The sequence below is a fragment of the Spirulina sp. LEGE 11439 genome (assembly GCF_059821285.1).
Genome location: NZ_JCAMRX010000021.1, coordinates 20,596 through 39,407, shown reverse-complemented (window position 1 = coordinate 39,407; position 18,812 = coordinate 20,596). Strand labels below are relative to the sequence as shown.

14 protein-coding genes are annotated in these 18,812 nt (G+C 45.1%); 8 read left to right on the top strand and 6 right to left on the bottom strand.

Annotated features, from left to right (window positions below):
- Window positions 1–99: 99 nt before the first annotated feature.
- The 3 genes from AC6RV6_RS15180 to AC6RV6_RS15170 form a co-directional block, all read right to left on the bottom strand.
- Window positions 100–4,692, bottom strand: coding sequence for an SBBP repeat-containing protein (locus AC6RV6_RS15180; RefSeq protein ID WP_500241713.1), 4,593 nt, complete (start codon window positions 4,690–4,692; stop codon window positions 100–102).
- 361 nt (window positions 4,693–5,053) lie between these two features.
- Window positions 5,054–6,109 carry a chlorophyll a/b binding light-harvesting protein gene (locus AC6RV6_RS15175; RefSeq protein WP_500241712.1) on the bottom strand — a complete coding sequence of 352 codons (1,056 nt, stop codon included), beginning with the start codon at window positions 6,107–6,109 and terminating at the stop codon, window positions 5,054–5,056.
- Window positions 6,110–6,227: 118 nt separating this feature from the next.
- Window positions 6,228–7,304 carry a chlorophyll a/b binding light-harvesting protein gene (locus tag AC6RV6_RS15170; protein ID WP_500241711.1) on the bottom strand — a complete coding sequence of 359 codons (1,077 nt, stop codon included), beginning with the start codon at window positions 7,302–7,304 and terminating at the stop codon, window positions 6,228–6,230.
- A gap of 217 nt (window positions 7,305–7,521) precedes the next feature.
- Here AC6RV6_RS15170 and AC6RV6_RS15165 point away from each other — a divergent pair, with 217 nt between their 5' ends.
- The 8 genes from AC6RV6_RS15165 (at window position 7,522) to AC6RV6_RS15130 (ending at window position 14,049) form a co-directional block, all read left to right on the top strand.
- Complete coding sequence (locus AC6RV6_RS15165; protein ID WP_500241710.1) at window positions 7,522–8,538, top strand: chlorophyll a/b binding light-harvesting protein; 1,017 nt, start codon at window positions 7,522–7,524, stop codon at window positions 8,536–8,538.
- Window positions 8,539–8,655: 117 nt separating this feature from the next.
- On the top strand, window positions 8,656–10,158 hold the full coding sequence (locus AC6RV6_RS15160; protein WP_500241709.1) for a chlorophyll a/b binding light-harvesting protein: 1,503 nt from the start codon (window positions 8,656–8,658) through the stop codon (window positions 10,156–10,158).
- A 212-nt stretch (window positions 10,159–10,370) separates the two neighbouring features.
- Complete coding sequence (locus tag AC6RV6_RS15155; protein ID WP_500241708.1) at window positions 10,371–10,526, top strand: hypothetical protein; 156 nt, start codon at window positions 10,371–10,373, stop codon at window positions 10,524–10,526.
- Window positions 10,527–10,740: 214 nt separating this feature from the next.
- Entirely contained in the window at window positions 10,741–11,253 is a 513-nt protein-coding gene (fldA, locus tag AC6RV6_RS15150) for a flavodoxin FldA (RefSeq protein ID WP_500241707.1), read from the top strand.
- 104 nt (window positions 11,254–11,357) lie between these two features.
- A complete protein-coding gene (locus tag AC6RV6_RS15145; protein WP_500241706.1) occupies window positions 11,358–11,645 on the top strand; it encodes a hypothetical protein in 288 nt (95 codons plus the stop codon).
- A 39-nt stretch (window positions 11,646–11,684) separates the two neighbouring features.
- Window positions 11,685–12,434, top strand: a complete 750-nt coding sequence (locus tag AC6RV6_RS15140; RefSeq protein ID WP_500241705.1) for an alpha/beta fold hydrolase — start codon at window positions 11,685–11,687, stop codon at window positions 12,432–12,434.
- A gap of 205 nt (window positions 12,435–12,639) precedes the next feature.
- On the top strand, window positions 12,640–13,101 hold the full coding sequence (locus AC6RV6_RS15135) for a carboxymuconolactone decarboxylase family protein (RefSeq protein WP_500241704.1): 462 nt from the start codon (window positions 12,640–12,642) through the stop codon (window positions 13,099–13,101).
- Window positions 13,102–13,125: 24 nt separating this feature from the next.
- Window positions 13,126–14,049 (top strand): RNA polymerase sigma-70 factor, encoded by a 924-nt coding sequence (locus tag AC6RV6_RS15130; protein ID WP_500241703.1) that lies wholly within the window; start codon window positions 13,126–13,128, stop codon window positions 14,047–14,049.
- Window position 14,050: 1 nt separating this feature from the next.
- On the opposite strand, the gene AC6RV6_RS15125 is transcribed toward AC6RV6_RS15130, so the two are convergent.
- From AC6RV6_RS15125 to AC6RV6_RS15115, 3 genes are all read right to left on the bottom strand, one after another.
- On the bottom strand, window positions 14,051–16,078 hold the full coding sequence (locus tag AC6RV6_RS15125; protein WP_500241702.1) for an adenylate/guanylate cyclase domain-containing protein: 2,028 nt from the start codon (window positions 16,076–16,078) through the stop codon (window positions 14,051–14,053).
- A 108-nt stretch (window positions 16,079–16,186) separates the two neighbouring features.
- Window positions 16,187–16,720 carry a Rab family GTPase gene (locus AC6RV6_RS15120; protein ID WP_500241700.1) on the bottom strand — a complete coding sequence of 178 codons (534 nt, stop codon included), beginning with the start codon at window positions 16,718–16,720 and terminating at the stop codon, window positions 16,187–16,189.
- Window positions 16,721–16,757: 37 nt separating this feature from the next.
- On the bottom strand, window positions 16,758–18,812 hold a 2,055-nt coding region (locus tag AC6RV6_RS15115; RefSeq protein WP_500241699.1), incomplete at its 5' end, for an OmpA family protein.

The window sequence follows — 18,812 nt, the reverse complement described above, 5'->3', positions numbered from 1 at the left end:
GAGATGAGGAGGATGGTAGAGGCGAGTTTGAATGTTGTTATACTATTGTACGCTGAAAAACATAGGGACACAAAATGTTAGTTACATTCCTGCCGAGCGTTAAACGAAGGTAAAGGAGCGAGAGAAGGTATTGCTATACTCTCCGGCTTGGTCATAGGCTTTTCCGCGCAAAGTATAGCGTCCCGAAGTCAATCCCAAAACACTGAAATCGATGCTATGCCGGAAACTACTCCATTGGTTCGACCAATCCCAAGTCGCCGCACTCAAATCGAAACTATCCTCAAGGGCGATCGCCGTCCCATCTTCTGCGACTAACTCGAAGTCTACCCCGACAAGGTCACTATTACCATCCTCATCGTAGACCCAACCATTGGTAATTTCGAGAGTATCGCTGGCTGAGAAAGTATTGCCGCTCAAACCAAATTGTAACCCTGCTGGAGTCGTATTATTCGTTTGGGGAATTTCGATCGTAAACCCGCGAGAAAGGGTCTGACTTTGACCGCCAGATTGATCTCGCGCAATGCCTACAAGGGTATAATTGCCCTCGCTGAGATTATATTGGCTCAGATCGAAACTACCCGCAAAACTCGCCCATTCCGGACTCCAACTGGCATAAGTGAAGTTTGCGATCGCCCCCAAGTCAATTTCGCTGCCGTTACCGGCAACAATTTTGAAGGAGACGCTTTCGAGGTCATTCGCCCCATCGCCATCTTGAACCCAACCATTGCCAAGAGTGAGGGTGTCGGTGGGGTTATAAGTATTTTGATTGAGAGTAAAGCTCAAATCCGTGGGATTGAGGTTGGGTTGGGGAACTTCAAGGAAGAAACTGCGCTCGAACTGTCCGGAGGCTGCGCCTTCTACATCGTAGGCAATACCGATCAATTTGTGAGAGCCTTCTTGTAAGTTTAAGCCCTGTAAGTTCGCACCATGTTGAAAACTTGCCCATTCTTGATTCCAACTGGCAACGTTGAAATTGGCGATATCATCACTAATTTCAATGGTGTCACCTTGTTCGGTAATGATGCGAAGATCGATATATTCGAGGGTATTTGCGCCATTCTCGTCCCGTACCCAACCATTGCCGAGATTGATGGTGTCTGTGGGTTTGTAAGTGCTGCGATCCAAGCTAAAGGTTAAGCTAGATGGGGCAGCATTAGGAGGAGGTGCGGTAACGGTAAACGATCGCTCGAAAAGATTGCTGGCAGTATTGGCGATGTCGTAAGCGATCGCAGAGATCGCATATATCCCATCAGCTAAATTCAAGGCACTGAGATTAATCTCTCCGGCAAAACCCACCCAAAGGGGATCCCAAGCGGCTGCCGTCAGATCGCCGATCGCATTACTCGTAACGAGAGTCCCATCATCTTTGCGAAGATCGTAGCGAATATTGAAGATATCTTGCGCCCCATCGGAATCTTTAACCCAGCCATCTTTAATCCGTAAAGTATCTGTGGGTTTGTAGTCACTGCGATCGAGGCTGAAACGCAGAGATTCGGGGCTAGAGTTGGGAGAAAGAATGTCAAAATATTGTTCAAATAGATGTCCCATTGCCCCATCAATATCGTAACCCGTGGCAATTAAGGTATAGGAACCGGGATCGAGATTGTAGTTCCCCAAGTTAATACTGTGAGTAAAACTGGCTTCCTCGTAGGTAGCGGGATGGGGAGTAAAATCAACAATATCCATCAGATCGAGAATGGTGCCGTCAGCATGCCATAACTGGAGGTCAATGCGATCGATATCTGCACTCCCGTTGGGATCGTGAATAATGCCATCACTAATCTCAATGATTTCTGTAGAAAGATAACTATCATTGAGATTAAAGGAAATCCCCATCGGTGCCAGATTTTCTTGTAGGTAGAATTGATAGGAAACAGGAGAATTGGAGTTTCCTAACGTATCATAAGCCATTGCCCACAAAGAATATTGCTGATTGATGTCTAAGTCGTACTGGCTCAAATTAACACTATACTCAAAAGTTGCATTGAGCATTGTCTGCAAGGTAAATTCTGTGACATCGGGGAGATCGATAAACTGGTAGTCGCCCAACCTGTAGTCGCCGTTTATCTTTTGCAAGCGAAAATCAACCCTCGAAATATTTTCGATGCCGTCACGCCAGTGAATGTCAACATTTTTGATACTAATGATTTCCGTGTTTTTGTACTCGTTACGATCTTTGGCCAGTTGGAAATTTAAAGGGAAAGGATGATGATTTGGACTTGTCTGCACGTAGAAACTCTGTATATTGGGATGGTCTGATGTCCGTCCGGAGATATCGTAAGCACGAGCAAAGAGTTCGTAGCCGCCACCTTCTAAGCCCAAAGCACCCAAATTAATGTTGTAATTAAATTTCCCATTGGAAGAGCCGGAATTGGTCCATTGCGTTACTTTTCCAAGAGCTATCTCTGCGTTGTTACGATTGTCACGCACGAAGAACTGCACGGATTCAATTTTATCAATGCCGTCGGGATGGCGGATGTGAACGTTTTCGAGTTCGATGGTTTCGTAAGCCTTGTAATCGTAGCGATCGAGGTTGAAGTGGGGGCCGTGAGAAAAACTCCCATGAACATCAATGTTAAGATAGCGTCCAAAGGTGTTGCTTGTTGCTCCCGAACCATCATAAGCTGTTGCTTTTAAGAGATACTGCCCCGATCGCTGCAAATCCGTCGGCAATTGGACGTTATAATCAAAACGAGCGTGAGGATCGTGCTGATAGGTTGATTCGGTATATATTTGCGTTGCGTCGGGAAGTTGAATGATGTTGCCGTCGGGATCGATAAGTTCAAAGGCAATACGGGTTAAGTTAGAAGCACCATCATAATCGAAAACTCGCCCATATTCTACCTCAAGGGTTTGTCCTGGGGTGAAAACTTGCCACTCATCTTTGAAATGAACTTCTAATCCTTCTGGAGCTTGATTGGTTAGAGGTGAAGTAATGGAGAATGTTTGCTCGAATGTTGCACCATCGGGATGTCCGGCGCGATCGCGAGCAATTCCGCGCAAAGTATAATCCCCTTGCTCTAATCCATAGCGATTTAAGTTGAGATTATAGGTAAATTCTCCTCGTTCATTGTGCCAATCCCGCGAAGTAATATTGGTAATCTCGGGCAGTGAGATTTCCGTCCCGTCAGCTTTAATCAAGCTAAATTCAATATGAGAAATATCGTAGATTGTATCTCGTTCCCAAACTTCACCGTAAATCTCCAACGTATCTTGCTGCTGATAATGGATATGATTCAAGTTAAAGTGTAAATTCTCTGGCGCTCGATTATGTCGCTTATATTCTGCACTCCACATATCTTCGCTTTGGTTGCCACCAATGGGATCGGAACCGTAGTGTTCGTGATTGCCCAATTGTCCATTGGTATAGCCTGTAAGAAAATAACTATTCTCATAATTGTTGACCGTGATGCCTGTCGCAATATCATCTCCAGTCGTTCCCAGTTGTTGCTGCCAGCGTAATTCGGGCTGCATGGGGTTAGAATTGGGATCGTAGGAGGCAAACCACGCATCTTTACCGCCAACGGCACGACCAGCCATCGATCCGGTAGTCGAGCCAGCGAGATAGATGCGTCCTCCTTCATCTAAGGCAATACTGTGAGAAATATCATCTCCGGCGGTGCCGAATTGTTCGATCCAGTGGGGTTCATTCTGACGGTAGGGATCGTAAAAATGGCGATCGTAACGGGCTACCCACCCATCGATCCCGCCTGCATTCGTGCCGTCTAAATCACCCGTGGTACTTCCAGTGACGTAAACATCGCCATAGTTGCTGACGGCAATATCATAGGTTTTCGTATCGCCATCGACAAGATAATCTTGCCATTCTCGCATCCCGTCGCGATCGAGTTTGAAGACCCAAGCGCTAGATGAGCTATTACCTGTGTTATTATCACTCCAGCCGTGGGTACTGTAACCCGTTACAAAGACTTCGCCAGCATTGTCAACGGCAATCCCCGTCGCAATATCATCCCCCGACGTGCCGACTTTGTAAGTCCATTCAAGATCTCCTTCTATAGAGAACTTCGCCACCCACGCATCTTTACCGCCGTCATTATTCCCGACAAGGTCACCTGTTGTGTAGCCAGCCAGATAAATATTGTAGTTGTTGTCAAATGCGATCGCTTCCGCGACATCATCTCCAGCCGATCCCCATTTAAACAGAAAAGAATCTATGATATCTCCATGATGAGAGAAGTTTCCAAACCAAACATCTTTACCTCCCAATCCAACCCCGGCAAAATCCCCATCAGTGTAGCCCGCTACCCATAATTCCGAACCGGGAGAAGGTGAGGCGATCGCAGTGGCGACATCATCTCCCACACCGCCATACTGTCGTTTCCAATCAATGTTACCGTAATCGTTGTGGGCAATGACCACATCTTTATCGCCGCTTGTCGAGTTTGCCAGTTGCCCCATCGTATAACCCACACTATAGGAGCTAGACCTAGAATGATTATTCAAGGCAATATCGAGGAAGCGATCGCTCCGATCCGTCCCCAAGCGATGCACCCGAGCGACACCAGGCTTCATTCCGGGAGAAGTATTGGGAGGTGAGACAGGGATATTACTTGCGGCTGAGGTAGAATTCGTAAAAGGATCGTGCAAATCCGAAGCGGGATGCAAGATCGCAGAGGTATCGAGAAGGCTCGGATCGGTTCCTAAATTATTGGGATCGGATTGAGCAGGCATAGTTGAGATTGGGGGACGGTGAACAATAGAATTTTAATTTAATGATTATGTACTAAAGTAGCACAATTATTCAACAGCAACCAGATTATTAACTCCTACACTTTCACGATGTCTATTTTCCGAAAGATCGTCAATGGATTTGCAGACTGATTCTTTCAAGCCGCTATTGCACCCGAAGGGTCAATAGCGGTTCTTGACTAGGGGATCGCCAGAATTGCCTTGATTGATGGTGGTATCGGTAGCTATAGAATTTATATCTCTATATTTATCGCACCTCAAGCGATCGCACAGAGAAACCAAAGAAAAAGCTGTTGCCAGCAAGAGAGTGCAACAGCTTGGAGAGTCGGAAAAACGAAAGATTTTAAGACAGAGCTAACAGCCCTAAAGAAGCAGAAGCGATCGCTAAAAAGGTAAAACTTGCGATCGCTGTGCCGAGATAATCCCACTTACTCGACAAACGCCCCTCTAATTTCAGCGCTTTCAAAGCGTGCCAAACGTGACCCCCAAGGAAAACCACCCCGAGGAGAACTTGAATTCCGGCAAATGCTTCTCTACTTTGGCCGTAGAATTCAATCGGGAAAGTTGTCGTATTGAAAGCAACGAAATAGCTAGAAATGAAAGCAGCTAAGGCAACTCCGGCAAGGCTATAGGATAGAATTCCGTGAGCGTTAAAAATCACGCGATCGCGTACCCACTGAAACGGAGGCGTAGTAATATGCCAAATGCCTCCCGCAATAAGCAACACAGCAATAAGCAAATGTCCCCCGATGATGTCTTCGAGATTGTTAACACTTGCCATCCCTAAAGCCGTCCAGCCCGAGGGAGAAAATCCCAAGAGGTAGCCCAATAACACCAAAGGGTTTAAGGTGGGTTCGCTGACGAGGCGTACCTCTCCTAAAGGAGGATCGTAAATCCCCCCAAACTTCACCGCCTTGAGAACGAGGAGCATTGCCCCCAACCCCAAAACAATGAGGTGACTGCCCAAAATCAGCCCCAGTTTTTGAGGATCTTTCCATTCATAGTGGAATTGCGCGGCCAACCCTGCGGACTCTGCTAACTTGTCCTCATTTCTGAAAACGTGATGCAGTCCCCCTGCCCCTAAAACTGCCGAAGCAGCTAAATGTAAAATTGCGATCGCAAAATAGGGATAGAGATCGACAATTTCACCCCCCGCCCCCACTCCCCACCCCAACCGCGCTAAATTGGGCAGCAGGAGAAATCCTTGTTCTCCTAAAGGGAGACTGGGAACATAGTGGGCAATCTCCGAGAGGGTTATTGCTCCTGCCCAAAACATTATCAACCCAGCATGGGCAACATGAGCGCCGAGCAAACGATTCGAGCGATCGATAAGGCGAGCATTTCCCGCCAGCCAATCTAGATTGTTTGTCAGTGTCGTTCCTTGAATTGCACTGGTCATCGCTATAATTTGGCTAGAACATATTTGTGTTGATAGGAGTAAAGCCAACCCGAGGAAGATGGGAGGAATCCCAATATTTCAAGGGTGCTTTACCCCTATTTCTTATCTTTTTTGGAGACTATTCAGCCGTTGCTGGTGAAGGATCGGGAGCCATTCGCACCGGTTGGGGCGTTCCCGCATTATTTAAAGATTCGGTCACGCGGTTGAAATCAAAGCCGATCGCTCGCAAAGCGTGCCACAAATGACCCTGCAAGAAGAAAAATGCAAGGAAGAAATGAGCATTCGCCAGCCAGCAGCGAGCCGTATGCACTCCTCGTCCCAGTTCCACCGTATCGGCAAAATAGGGAGTGATGCCCAATTTCACATCGAGAACCGGCCCGTAAAATTCAACGGGATAAGCAAGGGTATTAACCGAGCAGAAATAAGCAGCAACGAAGCCAGCCAAAGCAATTCCACCGAGAGAATAAGATAAAATTGCTTCCCCTGAAAAAGTGAGAACTTTCTTTGCCCAATCGAGAGGCGGTACAAGAATATGCCAAACTCCGCCGCCGATGAGCATTAACCCGACATAAACATGACCGCCCACTAAATCTTCCAAGTTATTAACTTGAGCAAAGTGAGTTTGATAGCCATAAATCGTTAAAGGATTTAAAGTCGGCTCGGTGACAATTCGCACATCTTCGATGTTTGTATCGTAGAGTCCGCCCCAAAACATCGCTTTAGCGACGAGCAACAATGCCCCAGCTCCGAGGAATAATAGATGATGTCCGAGAATCATCCCCAATTGTTGCGGATCGTCCCAATCAAAATGAAAGCGCCGAGCCATTCCTTGGGCATTTTGTAAATTTGTCTCGCCTTTGAAGCAGTGAAACAAAGCGCCTGCGCCTAAAACTGCCGAAGAAATCAGATGAATGACACCGATAACAAAGTAAGGATAAACATCCGTTACCGCACCACCAGCCCCGACACCCAAACCTAAAGTTGCCAAGTGAGGCAGCAAAATCAGACCTTGCTCTCCCATCGGCAAAGCTGGGTCGTAGTTGGAAAGTTCAAACAGGGTAAACGCTCCCGCCCACAAGGTGGTTAAGGCCGCTTGGCCAACGTGAGCCGAGATAAAGATGCCGGAAAGTTTGACGAAGCGAGCATTTCCTGCCCACCAGTCGTATTTCACGACAGATTTTCCGTATGCTTGCATAGTTTTTTATCTTGGGTCGTGTTAATCGACCTCTGGAGGAAGACTCCCTCAGAGGGTTTTGATGCTGTTTCTGATTACAACATCAAGATTGATTTCCTTGCTCCCACGTTAACATTTTTTAATGAAAATAATTCTCAATAAAGAAAGCGATCGTGTAAGCTGGATTGAAATGATTATTGCATATTATTCTCAATAATTGTCAAGGAGGATCGAAAAAATGACTGCGATCGCAGCAAATCTAGCCAAAATCCCTTGGTGGGCGGGCAATGCCCGGTTGACCGACCTTTCGGGAAAATTACTCGGGGCGCACGTTGCTCAGGCGGGGTTAATTGTTTTCTGGGTAGGAGCGATGACCCTGTTTGAAGTGTCTCGCTTTGACGGGACGCAACCCATGTACGACCAAGGGTTAATTCTGCTGCCTCATTTGGCAACCTTGGGTTTTGGGATTGGGGACGATGGCGCGATCGCGACCTATCCCTATTTTGCGATCGGCGCAATTCATCTGATTTCCTCCGCATTTCTCGGTTTTGGTGGCATCTTTCATGCTATTTTCGGTCCCGAAGTCCTGGAAGAAAAATTTGCTTTCTTCAGCTACAGTTGGGCGGATGCGCGGAAAATGACCAGTATTATCGGCATTCATCTCATGCTTTTGGGCATTGGGGCGTGGCTGCTGGTTGCAAAAGCCATGTTTTTTGGAGGCTTGTACGATCCATCTCTGAGTGCCGTCAGAATCATTGATAGCCCGACCCTCAACCCCGCGACTATTTTCGGCTATCTCTTCGGAGCTTCAGGACGAGATTGGCTCGCAGGAGTTAACAACCTCGAAGATGTCGTTGGCGGTCATGTTTGGATCGGTGTGTTGTGTCTTGCTGGGGGAATTTGGCATATTCTCACGGAGCCTTTCCCTTGGGCAAAACGCCTCTTTGTTTGGTCGGGAGAGGCATATTTATCTTACAGTTTGGGTGCTTTGGCACTCATGGGCTTTATTGCCACCTATTTCGTTGCCGTGAATACCCTTGTCTATCCGGAAGCCTTTTACGGAGAAGCGTTGCAGATTAAATTTGGGCTTTTCCCCTATTTTGCCTCTCCCGATCCTCATGCCCTCACCAGTCGCACTTGGTTAGCTAACGCTCATTTCTGGCTGGCCTTCTTTTTCCTACAAGGTCATATTTGGCACGCTCTCAAAGCCGCCGGATTTGATTTCCGCACGGGACGGGTTCAATCTGCTCCTTAAATTCTCTCAATATTGAGGGCAGATCGTTCAATTTATTGAGAATCTTTCTTATTTAGAGAATAGTCTCTCTAATTCTTTTCTCAAATTATTGCAAATAATTCTTAAGGAGGTCAAACAATGACAGCCATTATTGCTGAAAATCCGTACAAGGATAAAATTCCCCCTCTCGGTTGGTGGGCGGGAAATGGTCGCTTTATCAATTTGTCGGGGAAATTACTCGGCGCTCATGTGGCTCATGCAGGGTTAATTACGCTTTGGGCTGGGGCATTTACTCTGTTTGAAATTTCTCGCTTAAACCCTGATATCCCGATGTACGAACAAGGGTTGATTTTGCTGCCTCATCTTGCCAGTTTGGGTATCGGTGTCGGGTCTGGCGGTGCTATTACTGATACTTATCCCTATTTTGTCGTTGGGGTGCTGCATCTCATTTCTTCTGTTGTTTTAGCTGCAGGGGGACTCTATCACGCACTTTTAGGTCCTGATGTTTTAGAAAACAATGGCACATTTGCGGGGTCTTTTGGCTATGACTGGAAAGACCGCAAAAAAATGACCTCGATTATCGGTATTCATCTCATCTTTTTAGGGATAGGTGCGTGGTTATTGGTCGCTAAAGCGATGTTTTGGGGAGGATTGTACGATGTTGCGATCGCAGATATCCGCACCGTTACCCAACCAACACTCAACCCTGTCACTATTTTTGGCTATCTCGTTGGTGCATCGGGGGATGCAGGGATGGCTGCGGTAGATAATCTTGAAGATATTGTCGGCGGTCATATTTGGGTTGGTTTACTTTGCATTGGTGGAGGAATTTGGCACATTCTCACGCAACCTTTTGACTGGGCGCGACGACTTCTCGTTTATTCGGGAGAGGCTTATCTCTCCTACAGTTTAGGGGCGTTGGCTTATATGGGCTTTTTTGCCGCTTATTTTGTCCTAGTTAACGATACTGCCTACCCAGAAGTATTCTATGGTCCGACTGGACTGATTGAAACGGCAACAGGAATCGTTACGCCTCGGGGTTGGTTGGCAGGGTTTCACTTTGTCTTTGCCGTTTTGGTGTTAAGCGGTCACATTTGGCATGCCCTTCGCGCTCGTGCAACGGCAGCCGGATTCGATCTTCGCAAAGGTGAACTGGTGACTCCTTATGTAGGAAATGTAGAAGTGGGGAATTTAGCAACCTTTATTAATTCCTCGGATTTTACTCTACTTTTCCTCAAGAATTTACCAATTTACCGCCCCGGACTTTCGCCTTTATCAAGGGGATTAGAAATCGGTATGGCTCACGGTTATTTCTTAATTGGCCCTTTTGTTAAATTAGGACCTTTGCGGGATTCGGAACTTGCTAATTTGGCTGGACTATTATCTGCGATCGGCTTAGTGATTATCCTCACGGTTGGTTTATCTCTTTATGGGACGGCGACCTTTAAAAAAGGATTTGAAACTTTACCTCGGCCGCGCCTGACAACAACTGTTCCTAATGTTCCCGAATCTCTGCAAACAATAGACGGCTGGAGTCAATTTTCAGCAACTTTTCTGGTTGGTGGAGTCGGCGGGGCAATTTTTGCCTACTTGATTCTCAATAATTTAGAACTGTTGCAGACCATTCTAAATAATGGATAAAATCTTTCTGTAACTGAAACAGAAAACGTTGCTTTTCGTTCGGTCAAATAACGATTTTTACTCAGTTAATTTTAATTAAGTAGTTTGTTACAACTACTTAATTTTTCCTGTTTATTGATTTTCTAAATTTGACAAAAATAATCTTGTTTCTTACTTGACAATTTATCTCAATAAGCGGTAATCTATATTTAGTGTGTTCTTCTCTCAAAAACTTGAGAGTTGAGATTGGAAGAAACCTCAACTCTCAATCTTTTCTTCATTTTTTAATTCCTGCGATCGCAGACAAGAAAAGTAAAATCGGCATTTCGGAAACTTTTGACTGGAAATGGATGCGATCGCCATGCGATCGCAAAACAAAAAACAATTGAAGAGGAAAAACTCAATGATAAAAAATCAGCTTAAAAACTGTCCTTGCTGTTCTCATGCTTTAGTCCGCCAGTTCCGAGGAACTCATCTCAATTGTTTTTGTCCTTCCTGTCATTTTGAGATGCCAGTTATAGAAGAGAGAAGGATTGTAACCCTCGATCTATCTAAAGCAGAGCAATACTGCTATTCCAACACTATCAAGCTAAGGAGATAACGATGGCAAAGATTGGCTTATTCTACGGCTCAACTACTGGAAAAACAGAAACGGCTGCTGAAGAAATTCAGGAGGCATTGGGTGGAGAGATTGTAGTGATGCTCCATGAAGTTTCTGAGGTTTCTGCGAGTGATTTTGAGTTATATGATTATCTCATTATTGGTTGTCCAACTTGGGATATTGGTGAATTACAAGCCGATTGGCAAGGATTTTATGATGAGCTAGATGAGATTTCATTTAGCGGTAAAAAAGTTGCTTATTTTGGCACAGGCGATCAAGTTGGCTATGCCGATAATTTCCAAGATGCAATGGGAATTTTAGAAGCAAAAATTTCCGAATTAGGTGGTGTTACAGTCGGTCACTGGCCGACGGATGGCTACGAACACGAAGCCTCAAAAGCAGTTAAAAATGGCAAATTTGTCGGCTTGGCTTTAGATGACGATAATGAATCAGAAAAAACAAGCGATCGCATTCAAAAATGGGCAACTCAATTAAAATCTGAATTCTCAATTTAAAAGCGTACTGAAAACAAATTCATCTTTGTAGCTATCGCACTCTAAACATTCGCGATCGGTTCAGTAATAGCCGATCGCAAATAACCCACACTTCAAATCGAATTATGTCAATTCTCATTATTTCTTGTGGATTCTTTTTCGCTTGGTCGTTTGTTGCTTTATTGGGCTGGAGTTGTTTTAAAACAACATTACAGGGTTTTACTTATCTTCAAAGACTTCATCAAATTCCCTGTTCTCGCTGTACTTTTTGTACGGGGGATTATCGACTGAAATGTACAGTTCATCCTTATACAGCCTTATCCGAAGAAGCGATCGGCTGTCGCGATTTTGAACCCATTACGATTGAACAATTATCAATGAATCGCGATCGGCGATCGATCGTCAAAAACTAAAACTAATTATTAGGCAATTACACTCAATTCTTCAAGACAATGACAATATTTCCTCATGCTTTGTGGCTCGATGCTAATCCGAGTTTTTCTCGCTTTCATGCTCCTCTGGTGCGGTATCTTGCCAAGTATACGACGACTGCTGTATGGTCGTATCATCAAGATGAAGACGAGGCTAGTTCTTTAGAAATTGCCCTCACCTTCCTTCACGATTATTTAAAACAGTGCGATCGCCCCATTCATCTCATCGGTCATGAAACAGGGGGTTTACTGGGTTGGCTTTATGGGCGAAGATATCCAGAACGAGTAAAATCTCTAACACTCTTGGGCATTGGAGTCAATCCGGCGGTAGATTGGCAATCTCACTATTTTTCCTTACAAGAAATCTTACCTTGTTGCCGTCATACACTGTTAAGGCAAATGGTGTGGAATATGTTTGGGCATCAAGATCGTTATACTGCCGATCGCTTAATTACTCTCCTCGAAGGAGATCTCGCTTCTTCTCCCTCGCCCCACTCCCTCTACAAGCGAGTTGGCATTCCTCAAGGAGGAATCAAATCACCTTTACTCATTTGTGGCAGTGCCAATGATATTATCACCGATATTAATGCCCTGCGACGATGGCAACCTTTGTTGAAATCTTCTGATGTGCTATGGGAATATCCAGAGGGTCGCCACTTTTTCCACTATTTCCATCCACACCCTGTGGGACGAAAAATCGTTAGTTTTTGGCGATCGCAAACTGCTTCTCATCTCACATCAGAAAACGAAAATTGCTTAAATTTGGTCTAGGTCTGGAGAGGTACAATTTAAATATATTGGTGATGGGACGATCGAGAAAAACTGCTAGTCTCCTACTTGCTTTTTTGCAGAGTTTGGAGGAAGTGCGATCGCAAGTTGTTAAAACAGAGTGCGAAAAAAATATTCTCTATCTGTCACGCCAGACGCTCCGATCTCGTCTTCCTTTATAGAAGACCTCAAACGGAGAGTATCAATCATGAGCCCACGAGTTGAATTTGGCAAAGTTGAACCGGCTGCAATGCAAGCTATGATGTCATTAGAGAATTATGTTCGTAACAGTGGCATCGATAAAACCATCCTTGAATTGATTAAAATGCGCGCCTCTCAGATTAACGGCTGTGCTTTCTGCCTCGATATGCACTCCAAGGATGCCCGACAAGCAGGGGAAAGCGAACAGCGTCTCTATGCCCTCAGTGCTTGGCACGAAACTCCCTTTTTTACCTCTCAAGAACGGGCTGCTTTAACCTTAACTGAAGCAGTGACACAAATTGCGGGTAATGAAGTCTCGGATGCCGTTTATGAAGAAGTTAGCCGCTACTTTACCCCCGCGCAGATCGTACAGTTAGTTATGGCGATCGCAACAATTAATGCTTGGAATCGAATTATGAAAACCACTCATTCAGTTCCGGGTAGCTATCAAGTGAACCAAGCTGCATAGAAAGAGGAGACGATAATGCGCGAGATGGCTTTACAGCAAAAAAACTCTCTGGAAACATTCGATCGCTATCGTTCGTTATTATTTGCGATCGCCTATCGAATGTTGGGAAGTGTTATGGATGCCGAAGATATGGTCCAAGAAACCTTTCTGCGCTGGCAACGAACCTCCCAGCAAGAGATCGAGTCTACCAAAGCCTATCTCACCACAATCGTCACTCGTCTCTGTATCGATTACTTGCGATCGGCACGGGTTCGACGGGAACAGTATGTAGGTCCTTGGTTACCCGAACCTATTGTTACAGAAGCATCAATCCAACCTATGGCAAAGGAAGAATTAGCAGATTCTTTATCGATCGCCTTTCTGATTTTATTGGAACGTTTATCTCCGGTCGAACGAGCGGTTTTTCTTTTAAAAGAGGTTTTTGAGTACGAATACAACGCGATCGCAGAGATTGTGAAGAAAAATCCGACTCACTGTCGTCAAATTGCCCGACGCGCCCGAAAACATATTCAAAGCCAGCGATCGCGCTTTCCGACAACTCCTCAGAAGCAGGAGCAATTAACGCAAAAATTTATGCAAGCCTTTAGTCAAGGGGAGTTACAGGGATTTATCGACCTTCTTGCTGAGGATGTCGTGCTTTGGTCGGATGGTGGTGGGAAGGTTAACGCACTCCTCAAACCTCTACAGAGTGCAAGGAAAGTCGCTGGCTTTCTGCGGGCTATCTATCGACTCGAGGGCAAACTCGGCAAGGTTTCCCAAGCTGAGTTGGTACGAGTTAATGGTCAATCGGGTATCGTCTACTCTGTTGAAGGAGTGGTTCAAACCATTGTTGCTATGGAAATTGTCGATAATCGCATTCAATCTCTTTATTTTGTGAGGAATCCAGATAAAATCGAGAGAAGTTTTTCCGATCGCAACGCGATCGGAAATTCACTCAAGAAATGCTAAATTATTGAGAGATTCTGTGTATCTTACCGACTAACCAATAAGTTTTCATTTCCCCTTTCCCTTTAATAGGAATCAAACCTCGTTCCTCAAACTCATAGCGATCGCGCAACCGTTCGTAAGTTTGTTCGGTAACTTGAATGCACCCTGCTTTCCCATGGGATTCCATCCGACTGGCTGTATTGACTGTATCACCCCAGAGATCGTAAATAAATTTTTTCATGCCGATCACTCCCGCTACTACTGACCCAGTATTGATGCCAACGCGAATAGCAAAATTTTGTTGATTTTCCTCGTTAATTGTCGCGATCGCAGCCTGCATTCCTAAGGCCATATCTGCCACAATTTCTGCATGATCCCCCCTCACTTCCGGCAATCCTCCCACTACCATATAAGCATCGCCAATGGTTTTAATTTTTTCTAATTGATAACATTCGGTCAAGCGATCGAACTCTGAAAAAATCGCATTTAATTGTTCGACCACTTCAATCGGCGATAACTGGGCTGACATCTCCGTAAACCCGACCAAATCGGCAAATAATACCGTTACTTCATCAAAACTATCGGCAATAGTCTGGTTTTCTTTCAAGCGATCGGCAATGGGTTCGGGTAAAATATTTAAAAGCAACATTTCGCTTTTTTCCTGTTGTTCTCGGAGTGCGACCTCCGCTTGTTTTCGCTTGATAAATTGCCCCAATTGATTTCCCGTTGCGGCCATCATTTGCAGCAAATTTTCATCGGGAGGCAATTTTTCTCGACCGAAAAAACTCATGACTCCTAACATTTCATTGCCACTTTGAATGGGAAAAGCAAATGCCGATCGCAGACCCGATCGCGCCGCCGAAGAATGCAAACCAAAATCGGTATCGCCACTGAGATCGGCAATCCATTGCGGGTATCCATTCTCCCACACGCGTCCAGCCAAACCCATTCCGACCTGTAAAACTACGGTTTCTGTAATCTGAATAAACTCACTCACCGTTGCTTCAGGATTCGTCCATAAATTCACGCGACGCAAACCGGAATGCGGGGATAATTCCTCGATCTCAAGGGGAGATGTAGCAGCAAAATTAGGCGTTGCTATTGTTTGATTCTCCTCTTCCGAATTGGGTCGCCATAATTCTCCCACATCCCATTCTAATATCTCCCCGATCGCTTTTAAAATCCGTTGAGTATCGGTCTCTAAAGAAGAAGATTCCGATAAAATATTCGCGATCGCATATTGAGCGGCCAGTCGTTGTTGAGTTCGCTTGCGTTCGGTAACATCTCGCCCAATATAAACAATTTCTGGCGTTAATGTTAAATCTTGTGCTTCATTTTCTGAGCCAATTTGAATCAGCGAACAAGAAAAAGCAACCGTAATTTTTGCTTCGGATTGAGTCCGGCAAATTACCTCAATATTACTGTTTAATTCTCCATATCGAGCAATTTTTTCTTGCAATTGAGCAAAAATCAGCTCTCCTTCTTCAATTAACAAAGAAAGATGGCGATCGATTAACTCCTGTTCTTCATAACCAAATAACCGTTCCGTTGCTCCATTAATGGTTTGAATAATTTGCTGGGTGTCGGTAACGATCAAAGCATCTGCAATTGAAGTCACAATACGATTGATATAATTGCGCGAAGCAGTCAGTGCCGAATTAAGTAATTTTGTTTCATTGGTGGCTTGTACTAAAGTTTGTTCGAGGGCCATTTTTGCGGTGACATCTTCAACAAACAAAATTAAGGCGTGTTGAGATTGCTCGCTTTTTTCCTCAGCTTGAAAATACAAATCAATATATAAATTTGTGCCGCGATCGCTAAGGCGGGTAATTCCTTGCAGGGCAAAATTTTCTCGTTCCCCTGCTAAAATTTCCTCTAAAACCTCCTCGCAGCCAAATAATTCTGGAAATCCGTCTTGAATCTCTCTCCCAATCTCAATCGCATCGGCTTCATCAACAAATTGACAAACGCCTTGCGATCGCGCCAGAATTGTCAAATCTGGCGCGAGAACCAGATAATGAATGTGATGAGGAACGATAATATCGTACATGAGAAATATACTAGTTACGTTTTATTTTTTACTCGCTATTAGTAATTATTCTTAAAGTTGTTTTAACAACCGACACCCAATCACTAATAACCAATAACTAATAACCAACTAAGTCGAAAAAATCATGCTGGATGCTAATTCTCGAAAAATTTCATTCACATCTTTTCCTGTTTTTGCTGAAGTGGCATAAGTCCCAATCGTTTGAGGATAATCAGCTTGAAATTGATTTAAGCTCAAGAGCTTTTCAATTTTCTCTTCACTGACCAAATCCGATTTATTCAAAGCCACAATGACCCATCCTTTGGGATTTATTTTAAAAAATAAATCCAGATGAGCCCGTAAATGTTCGATGGTTTCTTGACGCTTGACATCAGCAACAATAATTGCACCTTTGGCACCCTGAAGATAGCTCGGGGCGATCCCTTTAAATTGAGTTTGCCCCTCAATGTCCCAAATGAAAAGAGTGACGGGTTTATCTTGTCCCTCTTCTCCTTTCAGATTCACGGATTTTTGTGACAGTTTTACACCTACGGTCGATAGATATTCATCGCTGAATTGATCGTCTACAAACCGACGAATGAGGCTGGTTTTGCCAACGCTGAAATCTCCAACCAAACAAATTTTTCTGACAACGTTACCCATAGATTGCTTAACCGCAAGATTCCTCTAGAGATTATAATTAGTCTTCCGAGAACGCCAATTCAAAACGAACGCAGCGACTCCATTTTAACGGTTGTTCGGCAGCAACGTCCGGAGGTGCTTCGGGAACGCCAAGGTGTTCGAGGCGTTCGGCATCGATGCCGCGACGTTCTAATTCCCGTCGTACCGCGATCGCGCGTTCTGATGAAAGAACGACATTATTTTCCGATTGTCCCGTGGGATCTGCATGACCGATAATCCTCAAACGCAATTCAGGATGTTCGTTAAGAAACCGTTGAATGGGAACGAGAGTTCCCGATATCTCCTGCGAGGTCAATCGAGAAGAAGCCTCTTCAAAGTACAGGCGCTTTTGCAATACCTCCGGAAGCAATTGGGAGCGATCGACAATATCGATTCCCGGTAATTTTTGGAAGGCATTGAGAATCATACCGTAATCTTCCAACCGAGCGACACCACCGCGCAAAATGACTTTACCGGGGGAATATGCTGCGGTAATATCAATATCGCGATCGCGGTTGAGCAAAGAAGTTACCAATTCGATCGAAGTGGCCACCCAAGCCGGATCGGGAGGGACTTGTACGACAGCAATTTGATTGTCAACTTCAAGTTTGGGGTTGATTCCTTGTACCATCGTCGTCGCATTACTTTTAATTTCCATTGAGGGAACTCGTCCGGTGAGGGCAACTTTTTTGCCGCGAACCTCGGAGGAGAGTTCGGTATAAGACGATGCTTCTAAGTCTACTAATGCTGCTTCAATGCGAGTTTCTAAGCGGCGATCGAGGTAACCGCGAACTTGAAAATAACCCCACGGTAAAAGGATAAAGAAAACAATTGCTCCCAATAAACCCAGCAATGCTGTTGGTGATTTTTGCTGTTCTGAGGAGGGAGTAGGAATTAATTTTTCTAGTAACTCGGGGATGGCTGCGGGAATGGTGTCGGAATCTCCTTCAAATTCCTCAATTTCGCGATCGTACTTCTGGACGATTTGACCGAGGGTACGCCGCATTTGCTTGATAAAGGATTTGGGGTTTTCACCTTTAACAGCAACGGCGAGATAGCAATACCCGGCAACTTCTAAAATAATACGAGAATCTCCATACTCGATCTCGTTCAGTTCGGCAATTGCTCCGGATTGGGCGATACAGTCATTGACAAAACTGCGAATTGCTGTGAGCATTCCTGCCAGCATATTCGCTTCGAGGCGCTGTTCTAGGGCGGGTTGCAGTTCTGCAATAACTAATCCCGAGGCTTTATGAATGAGGAAAATTGCCTGCACCGTGACGGGCATGGATTCTTGCAGGATTAATTCTGCCTCGGATACCCCTTGGAGTTTGGCGCGAAATTTGCGGATTATGCCTTCTGGACTGAGGGTTTTTTCCACTTTGTCATTGATCGCTGCAACGACTTCTCCCATATATTTTGAAACGGTAGAACCAATGACGGGGTATAGGGCATCCACCATCGCATCTTTTTCAACTTCGATTTGTTGCTTGATCGCCCGTCCCATTTCGGGTCCGAGGGCTTCGGAGATGGAATCTTTATCCACTTTGATTTGTTCACAAATAGCAGAGGCCACTTCGGGTCCCAAGGCTTTCGCGACTTCTTGGGGAGAATTGCGAATTTCTTTGGCGATCGCTTCGGGAATCAGATCGGCGATCGCAGAACTCATTGCATCGGGATTTTGTTGGGTACGCCTCTGAATCACTTCGTCAATAATCGGGACGACCACTTCCATAACTGCTTCTTGAGAGACTCCTACCTTCATTTTCAGCAGTTGTACCATCAGAGGCACGAGGGGGTTAATCACTTCAGTAGGTTCGTCAACCCGATACTCGAGGGCAGCCAATTTATCTTCCAATTCCTCAATTGTCCCGTGCAGTCGCGTCATATCTTCTTCGCTTAAAGATTTGGCGGCGGTTTCTAATTCCCCCAGCATGGGTTTGAGATCGAGAGATTGGCGATCGGGTTTGATTTCTGGGGGAGAGGCTGGAGTTTGAGATTTAGCTGGAGTTTGAGATTTAGCTGGAGTTTGAGATTTAGCTGGAGTTTGAGATTTGGCTGGAGTTTGAGATTT

Bases quoted from the DNA above. Each gene is read 5' to 3' on its own strand.
- AC6RV6_RS15180 (WP_500241713.1), bottom strand. From the start codon at position 4,692: ATGCCTGCTCAATCCGATCCCAATAATTTAGGAACCGATCCGAGCCTT.
- AC6RV6_RS15175 (WP_500241712.1), bottom strand. From the start codon at position 6,109: ATGACCAGTGCAATTCAAGGAACGACACTGACAAACAATCTAGATTGG.
- AC6RV6_RS15170 (WP_500241711.1), bottom strand. From the start codon at position 7,304: ATGCAAGCATACGGAAAATCTGTCGTGAAATACGACTGGTGGGCAGGA.
- AC6RV6_RS15165 (WP_500241710.1), top strand. From the start codon at position 7,522: ATGACTGCGATCGCAGCAAATCTAGCCAAAATCCCTTGGTGGGCGGGC.
- AC6RV6_RS15160 (WP_500241709.1), top strand. From the start codon at position 8,656: ATGACAGCCATTATTGCTGAAAATCCGTACAAGGATAAAATTCCCCCT.
- fldA (WP_500241707.1), top strand. From the start codon at position 10,741: ATGGCAAAGATTGGCTTATTCTACGGCTCAACTACTGGAAAAACAGAA.
- AC6RV6_RS15145 (WP_500241706.1), top strand. From the start codon at position 11,358: ATGTCAATTCTCATTATTTCTTGTGGATTCTTTTTCGCTTGGTCGTTT.
- AC6RV6_RS15140 (WP_500241705.1), top strand. From the start codon at position 11,685: ATGACAATATTTCCTCATGCTTTGTGGCTCGATGCTAATCCGAGTTTT.
- AC6RV6_RS15135 (WP_500241704.1), top strand. From the start codon at position 12,640: ATGAGCCCACGAGTTGAATTTGGCAAAGTTGAACCGGCTGCAATGCAA.
- AC6RV6_RS15130 (WP_500241703.1), top strand. From the start codon at position 13,126: ATGGCTTTACAGCAAAAAAACTCTCTGGAAACATTCGATCGCTATCGT.
- AC6RV6_RS15125 (WP_500241702.1), bottom strand. From the start codon at position 16,078: ATGTACGATATTATCGTTCCTCATCACATTCATTATCTGGTTCTCGCG.
- AC6RV6_RS15120 (WP_500241700.1), bottom strand. From the start codon at position 16,720: ATGGGTAACGTTGTCAGAAAAATTTGTTTGGTTGGAGATTTCAGCGTT.